Origin of the sequence: Pseudomonas sp. CHM02 (assembly GCF_000612585.1) — a bacterium.
In the GTDB taxonomy this organism is placed as follows: domain Bacteria; phylum Pseudomonadota; class Gammaproteobacteria; order Pseudomonadales; family Pseudomonadaceae; genus Aquipseudomonas.
Genome location: NZ_JFCA01000006.1, coordinates 1 through 14,607, shown reverse-complemented (window position 1 = coordinate 14,607; position 14,607 = coordinate 1). Strand labels below are relative to the sequence as shown.

Genomic DNA, 14,607 nt, shown 5'->3' with positions numbered 1-14,607 from the left:
ACCTCGAATCACCCCCCGACATTCGGGCGCTATCGCCGGCAAGCCGGGCGCCTACAAGGGGCTGTATTTCAGAGCGAAATCCAGTTGGGTTGACTGGCCCTGTTCCAGCAGTTTCAAGCCCGGCCTGCCCGGCAGGTGATGGGCATTCACCGGGTGGCTCACCGGCTCGATGCAAAAGAACCCCAACCCCGGCGGGCAGTACAGCAGGAAGTAATCGGCGCCGTTCGCCCGGCATTCCAACGCATAGCCCAGCTCCGGTTGCTCGATCCGGCAGTGCCCGTCCCACTGGCAAAAGCCGTTGTCCACCAGGCCTTCGGGCAGGGCCTTCAATGCCCGGAAGTCCCAGGCCTGCGGCACCGGTGCCAACCCCGTGGGCAACTTGGAGGCGTCACTCATCCATACCTGGGACGCCGTAGCCTGCAGCCGCGTACCCGGCCTGCGTGGCAAGTAAGGATGCAATCCCAAGCCATGCCACGCAGGCTGCTCAGCCAGATGGGTGACCTGCAGCGCAATGCTCAGCTCCCCGTTGTTCAAGCGAAACCGCTGCTCGGCGCGATAGGCGAACGGCGTGTCGCATCGCACTTCCAGCACCACTTCATCCGTTGATCGACTGACCACCTGCCACGCCTGCTGCCAGGCCGAACCATGAATCGGCAGCGGATCCAGCGCGCTGTTGGGCGTCAGGGCCAGCCAACCGCCGGGGTTGTCGAAACCGCCTTCGGCAATCCGGTTGGACCAGGGTGCCAGCGGATAGCACCCCAGCTTGCCCGGCAGGCCGGTGTTCACTGCGTGCTCATCGCTGTGCCGCAACAACGGCTCGCCGGTCGCGAGCACGCGCCAGTTGACGATGCTGCCACCCACGGCCGGCGCCAGGGTGAGGTGGGTGAGGTGGTCTTCCAGTTCGATCAGCATCGTCAGGCACCTAGAGCGCGAAGGAGGGTTCGGCCAACCCCTGGACGCCGGGATTGAGGGCAAACACGCCGCCGGAGAGGGACTGCTCACGCTGATCATCACGGATCGAAGTGACGAACAGTGTATCCAGGCGACTGCCGCCAAAGGCGCACATGGTGGGCTTCTTCACCGGCACCACCAAGGAGCGATCCAGGTGGCCGTCGGGGGTGAAACGGTGGATCCGCCCGGCGTCGTTGGCGCAGATCCAGTAGCAGCCATCGGCATCGACCGCGGCGCCGTCGGGGCGGCCGAGGTGCTGGTGCATGTCCACGAACACACGGCGATTGGACGGTGTGCCGGTGTCGATGTCGTAGTCGAAGGCCCAGATCTGCTGCACCAGCGGGTGGGAATCGGAGGCATACATCGTGCGGCCATCCGGGCTGAAGGCGAGGCCATTGAGGGTGATGAACCCGTCCAGTTGCGCATGGGGCGCCGCGCCGGACGCGTAGCGGTAGAGAATGCCCTCGGCCGCGTTCAGGCCCATGTTCAACACCATGCTGCCGGCCCAGAAACGGCCCTGGCGATCACAGCGGCCGTCATTCAGGCGCATGTCCGCACGTGGGTGCTCGACACTCGCCAAAGGCGTGGTGTCGAGGCAGCCATCGTTGTGCGGGGTGAGCTGGAAAAAACCGCTTTCCATCCCCGCGACCCAGTTGCCCGCCGTGGTGCGGGCAATGCAGGCGAGCATCTGCGGGGCTTTCCAGGCAGCGATATGGCCGGTGGCGGCGCTCCAGCGTTGCAGCCCGCCATTGGGGATGTCCACCCAATACAGGGCGTTTTCCTCGGGCACCCACACCGGGCATTCGCCCACGGCATTGCGCGCGTCGACAATCAGTTCGGCACTCATCGATCAGTCACCGAACGGCCCGGCCGCGCAGAACGCACCGCCCTGGTAGACCTTGGCCGGGTCATTGTCGGCCACCGGGGGCTGGGTTTCGACCTGGGCGCGGAACACTTCGGAGTTGTCCTTGGGGGCAAAGCCCAGGTGAGCGGCGTAGCGGTTGTCCCACCAGGTGTCGAGGTTGGCCGACATGCCGTAGACCACGGTGTGGCCGACGTTGGGGGTGTACAGCGCGCGCTCCAGCAGTTGTGTGAGGTCATCGAAGCTCAGCCAGGTATGCATCATGCGACGGTTCTGCGGTTGCGGGAACGAAGAGCCGATGCGGATGCTCACGGTCTCGATGCCGTAGCGATCGAAGTAGAAACTGGCCATGTCTTCGCCGTAGGACTTGGACAAACCATAATAGCTGTCCGGGCGGCGTGGCGAGTGGGCGTCGAGGATCTCGCCTTGCTTGTGGAAGCCGATCACGTGGTTGGAACTGGCGAAGATCACGCGCTTCACGCCATGACGACGGGCCGCTTCGTAGATATGGAAGATGCCGCAGATGTTGGCGCCGAGGACTTCTTCAAAAGAGCGCTCCACCGATACGCCGCCAAAATGCAGGATTGCATCGACGCCTTCTACCAGATGGTGCACGGCTTGTTTGTCGGCGAGGTCGCAGGTTTGCACTTCTTCGGACGCATCGGCGGCGGGGGCCATGTTGGCGATGTCGGACAGGCGCAGCACTTGGGCATAAGGGCGCAGGCGTTCGCGCAGCACCTTGCCCAGGCCACCGGCGGCACCGGTGAGCAGCAGGCGGTTGAATGGAACAGGTGGGGTAGTGGTGGTGGTCATGAGGGTTCCATTGTTGTTGTAGGTTGTCGTATGACTATGTGGGAAGTATCGTTATTGCTTCCCTGCCTTGTCAACACGCGCCTGCCCATAGGCGCGGGTGGGTTTATAGCAACGAAATCGGGTAGCTGATAAAGAGCCGATTCTCATCGAACCCATTGTTGCTGAAATCCCGACGCAAGCTCGAATTGCGCCAGCGCACATTCAGATCCTTCAGCGCACCGCTTTGCACCGTGTAGGCCAGTTCCGATTCGCGGCCCCATTCCTTGCCATCGGTGATCGCCCCGGTGTGCACATTACTGCCGCTGATGTAGCGGTTCATCATGGTCAGCCCCGGAATGCCGAGCACCACGAAGTTGAAGTCATGGCGCAGCTGCCAGGATTTTTCCTTGGCGTTATCGTAGCTGGCATTGTAACTGTCGTTGGCCAGGGTGCCGCCGCTGGTGCCGTTGACCCGCATCCACAGGCTGTCGCCGGTGAGTTTCTGCAGGCCCACGTAGAAGGTGTTGCCGTTGTACTTGGCCGAGAGCAGGGCGAAGGCGGTCTTGTTGTCCAGGTCGCCGGCACGCGCACTGCCGTCTTCCTTGCCGTTGAAAAAACCGAGGTTGGCGCCCAGGGTCCAGTCGCCCACGGGTTGGCTGTGGGTCAGGTTGAAATACTGTTGCTGGTAGATATCGGTGAGTTCGGCGTACCACACACCGACCTGGGTGCGTTTGTCGTTGAAGGTGTATTCGCCGCCGCCGAAGTTGAAACGGTCGGAGGTGAACGCGGTTTTGCCGTTCATGAACATGTCTTCCATGCTCGCGTCGTTGCGCGGGCTGTTACCGCGGAACTGGCCGCCATAGAGCGTCAGCCCGGCGATTTCGCTGGAGGTGACCTGGCCGCCACGGAAGGTCTGGGGCAACGAGCGGCCATCGTCGGAGCGCAGGATCGGCAGCACCGGCATCCACTCGCCGACTTTGAGCTCGGTCTTCGACAGCCGGGTTTTCAGTGCCAAGCCCAGGCGGCCGAAGTTGTCGGCGGGGCGGCCATCGTCATGGATCGGCAGCAACTGCGTGCCGCCAGTACCTTTGCCGCCATCGAGCTTCTGGGCGTACAGGCCCAGCACATCAAGGCCGAAACCCACGGTGCCCTGGGTGAAGCCCGATTTGGCATCGAGAATGAAGTTCTGCGTCCACTCTTCGGCCTTGCCCTGGGGGTAGGTCGGGTGGGTGAAGTTGCGGTTGAAGTAGGCGTTGCGCAGGTTGAGCGTGGCCTTGGCATCGTCGACGAAGCCTTCGGCCTGAGCGATGAGGGGCAAGGTGAACGCCAGGCTGCCGAGGCCGATAAAACCGATACGCGAGGAGGAATTGCAGGCGAATTGACTCACTGTGAAGCTCCGTTTCTTTTGTTGTTTTTATTGTTTGTCGTACGTCGTCGTACAACATTTGACGGAATATTTGCGAGGGCTTCGAGGGTTGTCAAGCAGAAGTTGTATGATGACTTGGCGTGGATCGATCAACAGCGCCCACACTGATTGCCTTTCAACCTCAGTTTTTAGCCCGCCATGACCATCGGTGGGAGGATGCCCAGCAGAGATACGGCGGCGACCGCTGAAACACCCAATAACCATTCCAGCATCACGCTGGTCTTCAGCGTGGCCAGTCGCTCTTCGCAGCGTTCGATACGCAGCCGGTTCATCAAGGCCAGCGCCAGCATGCCGAGTACCAACAGCACTTTGATCAACAGGATCAGGGCGAAGCCGTTGAACAACGGCGTGGGCCACAGTTGCCCGGTGAGGACGCGCACATTGATCAAGCCGGTCACCAGCAAGCCGGCGACCAGGCCATAACCCACACCGCTGAAGCGCTTGAGGATCGGCTGCAACGGGTAGCGGTGCGACTGCCTGAGGATCAGTACGAGCAGTAACAACCCGCCGAGCCACGCCCCCACGCAGACCAGATGCACCACTTGGTTGAGCATCAGCAATTGCCCGCCGAGCCCATCGAGCATGGCGCCATGCCCGACCGGCGCCAGCGTCGCCAGCAGCAACGCGATCACTGGCAGGCGCAACGCCGGCCAGGGTTTGACCAGCACGATCACCAGCAGCAGGTTAAGCAACAGGTGCCAGGTCCACACCTGGCCAAAGAAGGTCTTGCCCAGTACCCGTTGCACCGTGGCCGGCTGCCAAGCCGCGTCCCAGCTGCCGGCCATGCTGGCGGTGATCAACAGCAACCAGGCGATACCGGAGCCCAGTCCCAGCCAGGCCAGCCCACGGGTGATACGGTGAAGTTGCCGGTCGAGTGCCGGTTGCGGTTCAGCGCCCATCAGCCAGGGCCTGAACACACAGGCCCCGAACATCAACAGCACGACGATGAAATGCAGGAAGCGGCACAGCACCAGCAGGGTCGCCATGGGTTATTGGCCGACCTTGAAGCTGTATTCACCATTGCTCTTGTGGGTGTCGACCGAGACCGCGTTCCACACCACCTTGTAGGTGCCGGCGGCCAACGGTGCGGCGGGCGTGACGACGAGGACTTTCTTGTCGGCGTCCTGGGTTTCCAGGCCCTTGATCGCGATTTCGGTGCCGTCCTTGCTTAGGGACACCTTGGTAAACGTGGCCTCGACGCCTTCGCTGAAGGTCAGGCGCAGGTCCTTGGGCGCAGCCACGCTGCTGTCTGCCGCAGGTTCGGCGCTCTTGAGATGGGCGTGGGCAAACGCCGCCGAAGCGCCCAGCAGGGAGGCGAGCAGGGCGACGGTGGTCAGGGTTTTCTTGATCAGCATTGTTCAATACCTTCAGGTTCAGGGAGTCGGTAGAGCCATGTGCAGCAAGGGAAAGGGCTTGCCTTCGCCATCCAGCGGCGAGCGCGCGACCTGGATAAAACCATAATGCAGGTAGAACCCCACGGCCTGGGGGTTTTGTTCGTTCACATCGACGGTGAGGGTGTCGTGACGGGCGCGGGCGTGATCCAGTAACTGGCGACCGATGCCCTGGCCACGACGGTCCGGGTCGATAAACAGCATTTCGACATTTTGCCCTCCGGTGCCGATAAAACCGGCGATACCCTGTGGGTCTTCGTAAACCCACACATCGAGTGCGGGCATCGGCAGGTAAGTATCGCGCACCAGGGGCAGCAAGCGTTGAATGTCATCCTCGGGGAGGAAGTCATGGGTGGCGCGTACCGAGCGCTCCCACAGCGCTCCCAGCACTGGGTCGTCAGCGGCCACGCGAGGTCGAATAGTCATTGCAATGATCCTTCATGGGGACCGCGATCCTAACCAATCCGTTTTCCAGGCGAAAGGTTCGCGTCAGAAGTTTCATTATGGCCTGTCGCCCCGACCTAGAGCCGATGGTAGTCTTTAAGCCAAGTTGTTGTCAGGGAGCCCTTATGGGCAATCACAAGATCGGAATTCGTCGGGTCAACGTCGAAAAAATCCTGCTGGCGGCGGAGAAAATCTTCGCCGAGAAAGGCTATGGCAGCACCGCCATGGCCGATATCGCCGAAGAAGTGCAACTGCCGCGCTCCAACCTGCATTACTACTTCACCACCAAGAGCGAGCTGTACAGCGCCGTGCTGTTCGACCTGCTGGAAGTGTGGAAGCAGGACGCCCTGAGCTTCGAGACCTTCGATGACCCCCGGGTGGTGCTCAGCAGTTACATCCGCGCCAAAATGCAGCGTTCGCGTACGCGGCCATATGGTTCGAAAGTCTGGGCCAACGAAATCATCCACGGCGCGCCGACCCTCGGTGAGGCGCTGGACGAGAGCCTGTACGACTGGGCCAAGATGAAGGAAGCGAAGATTCGCCAGTGGGTGGAAGACAAACGCATCCTGCCGGTGGAGCCGTCGAGCCTGCTGTACATGATCTGGGCCTCGACGCAGCACTATGCCGACTTCGATCACCAGGTGAAGATCCTCAACGATCACCAGCCGTTGTCGGACATGCAGTTCGAGAAGGCGATCCAGACGGTGACAAGTGTGATCTTGCGGGGGATTGGGTTGGAGCCTTGAGCCTTATGGTGACGCTGGTTGTTGTGGTGAGCGGGCTTGCCCGCGCTGGGCTGCGAAGCAGCCCCAATAAAAACACCTCGGTCCTTCAGACAGAACTCAGTGCCTGATTTGGGGCCGCTTCGCAGCCCAGCGCGGGCAAGCCCGCTCACCACAGGTTTGCCTACACCGCCTCCCGGTAGGGGTTCCGCGGATCCTGCGTCCAATTCAAAAACGGCTTGCCGGTATCCATCGGCACCATCTCGATGCAATCGGCCACCGGGCACGTGATCTGGCATAGGTTGCAGCCCACGCACTCATCATCGATCACCTCATATTTATGCGTGCCATCCGCCTGTTTCAGACTGGCAATGGCCTGGTGCGACGTATCCTCACAGGCAATATGGCAACGCCCACAGCCAATGCAGGCTTCCTGGTCAATCTTGGCGATCACCTGATAGTTGATGTCCAGGTACTTCCAATCGGTGGTATTGCCCACCGCCCGCCCGGAAAAGTCCTGCAAGCTCTGGTAGCCCTGACTGTCCATCCATCGCGACAATCCGTCTTTCATCTCTTCCACAATCCGAAACCCATGCAGCATCGCCGCCGTGCACACCTGCACCGCACCGCAGCCCAGGGCGACGAATTCCGCCGCGTCGCGCCAGTTGCCGATGCCGCCAATGCCGCAGATCGGCAGGCCCTGGGTCTGCGGGTCGCGGGCGATTTCGGCGACCATGTTCAGCGCAATCGGCTTCACCGCGGAACCGCAGTAACCACCGTGGGTGCTCTGGGTGCCGACCACGGGGAGGGCGACCATGCGTTCCAGGTCCACGCTGGTGATGGAGTTGATGGTGTTGATCAGCGACACCGCGTCCGCCCCCCCGCGATACGCTGCCCGCGCCGCCACGCGGATATCGGTGATATTCGGCGTGAGCTTGACGATCACCGGCAGCGAGCAATACGTCTTGCACCAGCGCGTTACCTGTTCCACATACTCCGGCACCTGGCCCACCGCCGCACCCATGCCGCGTTCGGGCATACCGTGGGGGCAGCCGAAGTTCAGTTCGATACCGTCGCAACCGGTGGCTTCCACCCGCGGCAGGATGTTTTTCCAGGATTCCTCCACGCACGGCACCATCAGCGACACAATCAGTGCGCGATCGGGCCAGTCCTTTTTCACCTGGGTGATTTCCCGCAGGTTGATCTCCAGGGAACGGTCGGTGATCAGTTCGATATTGTTGATGCCCAGCACTTCACGGTTGGCGCCGTAGTGCGCCGAGTAACGTGACGATACGTTGACCGCTGCCGGGTCTTCACCCAGGGTTTTCCACACCACGCCGCCCCAGCCGGCTTCGAAGGCGCGCACCACGTTGTAGGCCTTGTCGGTGGGCGGCGCGGAGGCCAGCCAGAACGGGTTGGGGGCTTTGATACCGGCGAACACAATCGAGAGATCGGCCATCACGCAGCCTCCACATTCAGCATGAGTTGGGCGTGCATGGCTTCAGCAGCCAGCTTGCCATGTTGCACGGCCTGCACGGTGAGGTCCTGGCCGAGGCTGACGCAATCACCACCGGCGTACACCCCGGGAATGCTGGTGCGCAGTTGTTCGTCGACGAAGATGCGCCCGCCGACGCGGTGCAGTTGCTGCGCCAGCGGGTCGTGCAGCGCCTCGTTATCAAAACCCTGGCCGATGGCCTTGAAGATCGCATCGGCGGCCAGTTCGAAGGTTTCGCCGGTGGGGTGCAAGCGGCCGTTTTCCATGCGCGTGCGCAAGAAGCGCATGCCGCGTACGTGGCCCTGTTCGTCCAGCAGCACGGCTTCCGGTTGCGCCCAGGTCAGCAGACGAACCTGATTGGCTTTGGCGATGTCCTGCTCGTGATGGGTCGCGCCCATGTCCGCCAGGCCTCGGCGGTAGACGAGGTTGACATCACGGGCGCCGAGGCGGGCCATTTGCACGGCCATGTCGATGGCGGTATTGCCGGCGCCGAGCACGATGCAACGGTCGGCCAGCGGCAGTTGAGTCAGGTCGTCGGCCTGGCGCAGCTCGCGGATGTAGTCGGTGGCGGCGAGCAGGCCGGGGGCGTCCTCAAAGGGCAGGCCCAGCTGTTTGCTCGCGGCCAGGCCCAGCCCCAGGAAGACCGCATCGAATTGCTGATGCAGTTCGCTGAGGCTGAGGTTGTCCCCCAGGCGCTGGCCGTGGCGAATCTCGATGCCGCCGATCTGCAGGAGGAAATCCAGCTCCTTCTGTGCGAAGTCGTCCACCAGTTTGTACTTGGCGATCCCGTATTCATTCAGGCCACCGGCTTTCTCCCGGGCTTCGAAAATCACCACGTCATGACCGTGCAACGCACTGCGGTGGGCGCAGGCCAGGCCAGCGGGACCGGCACCTACCACCGCGATGCGCTTACCGGTGGGCGCAGCGCGGTGGAAGGGGTGTTCGGTGAAGTGTGCATTGTCGACCGCGTATCGTTGCAGCAGGCCGATCAACACCGGCGCGCACTCTTCGGCGTTGTTACGCACGCAGGCTTGCTGGCACAGGATCTCGGTGGGGCAGACCCGCGCGCAACTGCCGCCGAGGATGTTGGCCGAGAGGATTTTCTGCGCCGCGCCTTGTACGTTTTCGGTGTGGATATTGCGGATGAACGACGGGATATCGATCTCGCTGGGGCACGCGTTCACGCACGGCGCGTCGTAGCAATACAGGCAACGCGAGGCTTCCAGTTGTGCCTGGCGGGCGTTGAGGGGCGGTGCCAGGTCGGTGAAATGGCTGGCGAGGGTGGCGCCATCCTCAACGGGATGTGGGAGGTGGGTCAGGGTCTGGATCACGGTGGTGGCCTCACGGTTATTGAGGTGCTGCCTCTGATGGGCATTGGTTTTTGTGTTGCCTTTGCTGGCCTTTTCGCAGGCAAGCCAGCTCCCATATGGGATCGGGTTCACATCGTTCAAATGTGGGAGCCGGCGGTGCGACGATTCGACTTGCCCGCGATAGGCCGAAGGCCGCTTTTAGCGTTTCACAGCAGTGGGCCTGGAACGCTCAGCCCGCTTGCTCAACTGCTCGAACACCGCCGGATACGCCGGCCGTTCCACATACCGCCCGGCCCCGCGCTCGGCGCGCAGGTCGCCATCGGCCCAGACCAGCTTGCCCTGGCTGATGGTGTGGCTCGGCACACCTTGCACGGTCTTGCCTTCGAAGATGTTGAAGTCGACCTGCTGGTGATGGGTCTTGGCGGAAATGGTCCGCGTACCCTGTGGGTCCCACAGCACCAGGTCGGCATCCGCACCCACGCGGATTGCGCCTTTGCGCGGGTAAAGGTTGAAGATCTTCGCGGTGTTGGTGGAGGTCAGCGCCACGAAGTCCTGCATCGACAGGCGCCCGGTGTTGACCCCTTCGTCCCACAGCAGCGCCATGCGGTCTTCGATACCCGCGGTGCCGTTGGGGATCTTGCTGAAGTCGTCGCGACCAGCGGCCTTCTGCTCGGCGCAGAAGCAGCAGTGGTCGGTGGCGGTGGTGTGCAGGTTGCCGGATTGCAGGCCATGCCACAGCGCCTCCTGATGCCCGCGCGGGCGGAAGGGCGGGCTCATCACGTAGCCGGCGGCAGTCTGCCAGTCGGGGTGCTGGTAGACGCTGTCGTCCAGCAGCAGGTGGCCGGCGAGGACTTCACCGTAGACCGCCTGGCCCTTGCCACGCGCGTAGGTGATTTCATCCAGCGCCTCCTTGGTGGACACATGCACCAGGTACAGCGGCGTGCCGATGGTCTCGGCGATGCGGATCGCGCGGCTGGCAGCTTCGCCTTCCACCTGGGACGGACGCGACAGCGGGTGCGCTTCGGGCCCGGTGATGCCCTGGGCCATCAGCTTGCGTTGCAGGTGATACACCAGCTCGCCGTTCTCGGCATGCACCGTGGGCACCGCGCCCAGTTCCAGGCAGCGCTCGAAACTGGCGACCAGGGTGTCGTCCGCCGCCATGATCGCGTTCTTGTAGGCCATGAAATGCTTGAAGCTGTTGATGCCGTGCTGGCTGACCAGCTCGGCCATTTCCTCGCGCACCTGCTCGCTCCACCAGGTGATCGCCACGTGAAAGCCGTAGTCGGCGGCGGACTTTTCCGCCCAGCCGCGCCACTGGTGGAAGGCTTCCAGCAAGGATTGCTGTGGGTTGGGAATCACGAAGTCGATGATCGACGTGGTGCCGCCCGCCAGGCCGGCTGCCGTGCCGCTGAAAAAGTCTTCACTGGCCACGGTGCCCATGAAGGGCAATTGCATATGGGTGTGGGGGTCGATGCCGCCGGGCATCAAGTATTGGCCACTGCCATCGATTATTTCAGTGCCGGCCGGAATATCCAGATCCGTGCCAATGGCGCGAATCAGACCGCCTGCGCATAACACGTCGGCGCGGTAACTTTCATCATGGGTAATAACGGTGGCGCCACGGATCAACAGCGACATGTCGAGTTCCTCACAGGCTTGACCGGCTTGTGCCAGTTCTAAGTGTTGTAATACTGCTTACCGATGGTCGGTTCATTCCTGTCATCGGTGACAGGAATAGAAACTAGCCCGAGTTTTTCGATTGGGCAAGAAGATTTTTTATAAGCTTATATTGTATTTAAGGTGTTGATTAGTAAGGATAAAAAATAGAAATCACCAAAATGTAGCGCCCTCTCACCATTTTGACGCACTTGACAGGTTCTTAAATTGAGCAACATTTCTTATTGCAAATCAGACGCTTGAGACATGCCTCTTGACGAAGGCAGTGAATAAAAATAATTGTGTTGCACCAGATTGAGTCCTGATCGTTCGGGCAACTTCCACGTTATCCAGCCTGAGTAACGCGGCAAGTACCGAAGGCTCAATCGGAAAGCTGATTAACATCAGCCAGTTATATAAGCGGTGTGGGTGCGGTAACGGTTGTCGGCACGGTTATTGAGTGCAGTGGCGGCTGGCCGGACCCGTGATGTCATGTTGTTTACGAGGTACTCCGGCCGCCTGTACTCAACCGCAGGCGAGCAAAAATAATTCGAAAAAACCGTGGAGCGGCCATGCAACAGAACAGATCGCAAGTCATTGAGCGCAACGGCCTGTACGAACTCGACGCCGGCCCCGACGTCCTCGACAGCCCCCGCTACAACCACGACATGGCACCGACCAAGGTGCATGAACGCACCTGGAACACGTGGCACATCACCGCGCTGTGGGTCGGCATGTCGATCTGCGTGCCCACCTATACGTTGGGCGGTGTACTCACCGCGTACTTCGGGTTGTCGGTGGGCGAGGCGCTGATGGCCATTTTGCTGGCCAACATCGTGGTGCTGATCCCGCTGACCCTCAATGCGTTCCCTGGCACGAAGTACGGCATACCGTTTCCGGTGTTGCTGCGTTCGTCGTTCGGCATCCTGGGTTCCAACGTCCCGTGCCTGATCCGCGCATTGGTGGCGTGCGGCTGGTTTGGCATCCAGACGATGTTCGGCGGGCTGGCGATCCACCTGTTCCTGGGCTCGATTTTCGAGGGCTGGAAGTCCCTCGGCGGCACGGGTGAAGTGATTGGCTTCATGATTTTCTGGTGCCTGAACTTGTGGGTGGTGCTGCGCGGCGCCGAGTCGATCAAGCGCCTGGAGACCCTGTCGGCGCCGCTGCTGGTGGCGGTGGGGATTGGCCTGCTGGTGTGGGCGATGCCTAACGTGTCGATCAGCGAACTGATGGCGATCCCGCCCAAGCGTCCCGAGGGTGCGAGCCTCACCGGTTACTTCATGGCCGGCCTCACCGCGATGGTGGGCTTCTGGGCCACCCTGTCATTGAACATTCCCGACTTCAGCCGCTACGCCAAAAGCCAGAAGGACCAGATCCTCGGGCAGATATTCGGCCTGCCGCTGACCATGTTCCTGTTCGCCGCCCTCGGCGTGATCATGACCGCGGCCTCGGTGAAACTGGTGGGCGTCAGCGTCTCCGACCCGGTGACCCTGATTGGGCATATCCAGAGCCCGGTGTGGGTGGCCGTGGCCATGGCGCTGATCATCGTCGCCACCTTGTCCACCAACACCGCCGCGAACATTGTTTCGCCCACCAACGACTTCCAGAACATCGCGCCCAAGCTGATCAATCGCACCACGGCGGTGATCCTCACCGGCCTGGTCGGGCTGGCGTTGATGGCCCATGAACTGCTGAAAAAACTCGGGTTGATCGTTTCCGATGTGAGCCTGGAGACCGTTTATTCCAATTGGTTGCTCGGCTATTCAAGCCTGTTGGGGCCGATCGCCGGGATCATGGTGGTGGACTATTTCATCACCCGCAAACAGCAGCTTGACCTGGCGGGCCTGTACCGCGACGACGTGTATCCGGCGTGGAACTGGAGCGGCTTCATCGCCTTTGGCGTGCCGGTGGTGCTGACCTTGCTGTCGCTGGGCAGCGATGCGTTCAGCTGGTTCTACAGCTATGGCTGGTTTACCGGTTCGGCGCTGGGTGGCCTGTTGTATTACGGGCTCAATGCCAAGCGCGGGGCCAGCCCGGTCGCGGTGAAAACACCACTGTAAATAATTTGAAATGCAATCCACATGTGGGAGCGGGCTTGCTCGCGAATGCGGTCTTTCAGGCGACATTTGCAGCGACTGACACGGCCTCTTCGCGAGCAAGCCCGCTCCCACATGTATGACCGCATTCCATTGATGGAATCGGCTCAATCCATAAGAAATGTAGCCTGAGGAGATCCCCCATGAACGCTGCCCTCGACGTTCTGCAATCCACCCATCAGCACATCAACCGCGACCGTTTGTGGCAATCCTTGATGGACCTGGCCAAGCTCGGCGCCACGCCCAAGGGCGGTGTGTGTCGCCTAGCCCTTACCGACCTGGATCGCAAGGCCCGCGACCTGTTCGTGCAGTGGTGCGAGGCCGCCGGCTGCACCGTGACCGTCGACGGCATCGGCAACATCTTCGCCCGTCGCCCCGGGCGCAATCCCAACCTGCCGCCGGTGATGACCGGCAGCCACATCGACACCCAACCCACCGGTGGCAAGTTCGACGGCTGCTTCGGCGTGCTCGCGGGCGTGGAAGTGCTGCGCACCCTCAACGACCTCAAAGTGGAAACCGAGGCGCCGCTGGAAGTGGTGGTGTGGACCAACGAAGAAGGCTCGCGCTTCCCGCCGTGCATGATGGGCTCGGGGGTGTTTGCCGAGAAATTCACCCTGGCCGACACCCTGGCCAAGGTCGATGTGGACGGCGTCAGCGTGGGCGATGCATTGAATGCGATTGGCTATGCGGGCTCGCGGCCGGTCAGTGGGCACAAAGTGGGGGCGTATTTCGAGGCGCATATCGAACAGGGGCCGATTCTTGAGGACGAGAACAAAACCATCGGCGTAGTGCTCGGTGCCCTGGGGCAGAAGTGGTTTGACCTGAAGCTGCGTGGGGTTGAAGCGCATGCGGGGCCAACGCCGATGCACCTGCGCAAGGATGCCCTGGTGGGCGCTGCGGCGGTGGTAGCGGCGGTCAACGCGGCAGCGCTGGGGCATCAGCCCCATGCGTGTGGCACGGTCGGTTGCCTGCAGGCTTACCCCGGCTCGCGCAACGTCATCCCAGGCGAAGTGCGCATGACCCTGGACTTCCGTCACCTGGAACCGGCGCGCTTGGATTCGATGATTGCCCAAGTGCGCAAGGTGATTGAAGACACCTGCGCCAAACATGGACTCAGTTTTGAAATGGAGCCCACCGCAGACTTCCCGCCGCTGTACTTCGACAAAGGCTGCGTGGACGCGGTGCGCAACGCGGCGAATGGCTTGGGCCTGTCGAACATGGACATCGTCAGCGGGGCAGGGCACGACGCAATCTTCGTCGCCGAACTCGGCCCGGCGGGGATGATCTTCGTGCCGTGTGAAGGCGGCATCAGCCATAACGAAATCGAGAATGCCGCGCCGGATGACCTGGCGGCAGGGTGTGCGGTGCTGCTGCGCGCCATGGTGGCCGCATCGGCGGCCATCGCCAACGGCAAGCTCGCCGCCTAAGCCATCGCCGCCCACCGTAGGAGCCGGCTTGCCGG

At 61.8% G+C, this 14,607-nt stretch carries 13 protein-coding genes; 3 read left to right on the top strand and 10 right to left on the bottom strand.

The features are described from left to right. Nucleotides 1–51: 51 nt before the first annotated feature. The 7 genes from BM70_RS0104440 to BM70_RS0104410 form a co-directional block, all read right to left on the bottom strand. On the bottom strand, nt 52–912 hold the full coding sequence (locus BM70_RS0104440) for an aldose 1-epimerase (protein ID WP_025854878.1): 861 nt from the start codon (nt 910–912) through the stop codon (nt 52–54). A 10-nt stretch (nt 913–922) separates the two neighbouring features. Beyond that, the gene (locus BM70_RS0104435) at nt 923–1,798 is read right to left on the bottom strand and encodes an SMP-30/gluconolactonase/LRE family protein (RefSeq protein WP_025854877.1); all 876 of its coding nucleotides are present in this window, start codon (nt 1,796–1,798) and stop codon (nt 923–925) included. A 3-nt stretch (nt 1,799–1,801) separates the two neighbouring features. Then, nucleotides 1,802–2,626, bottom strand: a complete 825-nt coding sequence (locus BM70_RS0104430) for an NAD(P)-dependent oxidoreductase (protein WP_025854876.1) — start codon at nt 2,624–2,626, stop codon at nt 1,802–1,804. A gap of 103 nt (nt 2,627–2,729) precedes the next feature. Further along, nucleotides 2,730–3,992, bottom strand: coding sequence for an OprD family porin (locus tag BM70_RS0104425; RefSeq protein WP_025854875.1), 1,263 nt, complete (start codon nt 3,990–3,992; stop codon nt 2,730–2,732). Nucleotides 3,993–4,159: 167 nt separating this feature from the next. Beyond that, nucleotides 4,160–5,017, bottom strand: coding sequence for a copper homeostasis membrane protein CopD (gene copD, locus BM70_RS0104420; protein ID WP_025854874.1), 858 nt, complete (start codon nt 5,015–5,017; stop codon nt 4,160–4,162). 3 nt (nt 5,018–5,020) lie between these two features. After that, nucleotides 5,021–5,386 (bottom strand): copper homeostasis periplasmic binding protein CopC, encoded by a 366-nt coding sequence (copC, locus tag BM70_RS0104415; RefSeq protein ID WP_025854873.1) that lies wholly within the window; start codon nt 5,384–5,386, stop codon nt 5,021–5,023. 18 nt (nt 5,387–5,404) lie between these two features. Then, nucleotides 5,405–5,848, bottom strand: a complete 444-nt coding sequence (locus tag BM70_RS0104410; protein WP_025854872.1) for a GNAT family N-acetyltransferase — start codon at nt 5,846–5,848, stop codon at nt 5,405–5,407. Nucleotides 5,849–5,991: 143 nt separating this feature from the next. On the opposite strand from BM70_RS0104410, the gene BM70_RS0104405 reads away from it, so the two are divergent. Beyond that, nucleotides 5,992–6,612, top strand: a complete 621-nt coding sequence (locus BM70_RS0104405; protein WP_025854871.1) for a TetR/AcrR family transcriptional regulator — start codon at nt 5,992–5,994, stop codon at nt 6,610–6,612. A 160-nt stretch (nt 6,613–6,772) separates the two neighbouring features. Here BM70_RS0104405 and preA read toward each other — a convergent pair whose 3' ends face one another. The 3 genes from preA to hydA form a co-directional block, all read right to left on the bottom strand. Beyond that, on the bottom strand, nt 6,773–8,050 hold the full coding sequence (gene preA / locus BM70_RS0104400) for an NAD-dependent dihydropyrimidine dehydrogenase subunit PreA (protein ID WP_177326531.1): 1,278 nt from the start codon (nt 8,048–8,050) through the stop codon (nt 6,773–6,775). After that, nucleotides 8,047–9,414 (bottom strand): NAD(P)-dependent oxidoreductase, encoded by a 1,368-nt coding sequence (locus BM70_RS0104395; RefSeq protein ID WP_025854869.1) that lies wholly within the window; start codon nt 9,412–9,414, stop codon nt 8,047–8,049. Before BM70_RS0104395 ends, preA begins: the two co-directional genes overlap by 4 nt. Before the next feature lie 177 nt (nt 9,415–9,591). After that, complete coding sequence (hydA, locus tag BM70_RS0104390) at nt 9,592–11,031, bottom strand: dihydropyrimidinase (protein ID WP_025854868.1); 1,440 nt, start codon at nt 11,029–11,031, stop codon at nt 9,592–9,594. Nucleotides 11,032–11,621: 590 nt separating this feature from the next. Here hydA and BM70_RS0104385 point away from each other — a divergent pair. Together BM70_RS0104385 and BM70_RS0104380 are read left to right on the top strand one after the other, a co-directional pair. Further along, nucleotides 11,622–13,109, top strand: a complete 1,488-nt coding sequence (locus BM70_RS0104385) for an NCS1 family nucleobase:cation symporter-1 (RefSeq protein ID WP_025854867.1) — start codon at nt 11,622–11,624, stop codon at nt 13,107–13,109. A 179-nt stretch (nt 13,110–13,288) separates the two neighbouring features. After that, a complete protein-coding gene (locus BM70_RS0104380; RefSeq protein ID WP_025854866.1) occupies nt 13,289–14,572 on the top strand; it encodes a Zn-dependent hydrolase in 1,284 nt (427 codons plus the stop codon). The last annotated feature ends 35 nt before the right edge of the window (nt 14,573–14,607 follow it).

Bases quoted from the DNA above. Each gene is read 5' to 3' on its own strand.
- BM70_RS0104440 (WP_025854878.1), bottom strand. From the start codon at position 912: ATGCTGATCGAACTGGAAGACCACCTCACCCACCTCACCCTGGCGCCG.
- BM70_RS0104435 (WP_025854877.1), bottom strand. From the start codon at position 1,798: ATGAGTGCCGAACTGATTGTCGACGCGCGCAATGCCGTGGGCGAATGC.
- BM70_RS0104430 (WP_025854876.1), bottom strand. From the start codon at position 2,626: ATGACCACCACCACTACCCCACCTGTTCCATTCAACCGCCTGCTGCTC.
- copD (WP_025854874.1), bottom strand. From the start codon at position 5,017: ATGGCGACCCTGCTGGTGCTGTGCCGCTTCCTGCATTTCATCGTCGTG.
- copC (WP_025854873.1), bottom strand. From the start codon at position 5,386: ATGCTGATCAAGAAAACCCTGACCACCGTCGCCCTGCTCGCCTCCCTG.
- BM70_RS0104410 (WP_025854872.1), bottom strand. From the start codon at position 5,848: ATGACTATTCGACCTCGCGTGGCCGCTGACGACCCAGTGCTGGGAGCG.
- BM70_RS0104405 (WP_025854871.1), top strand. From the start codon at position 5,992: ATGGGCAATCACAAGATCGGAATTCGTCGGGTCAACGTCGAAAAAATC.
- hydA (WP_025854868.1), bottom strand. From the start codon at position 11,031: ATGTCGCTGTTGATCCGTGGCGCCACCGTTATTACCCATGATGAAAGT.
- BM70_RS0104385 (WP_025854867.1), top strand. From the start codon at position 11,622: ATGCAACAGAACAGATCGCAAGTCATTGAGCGCAACGGCCTGTACGAA.
- BM70_RS0104380 (WP_025854866.1), top strand. From the start codon at position 13,289: ATGAACGCTGCCCTCGACGTTCTGCAATCCACCCATCAGCACATCAAC.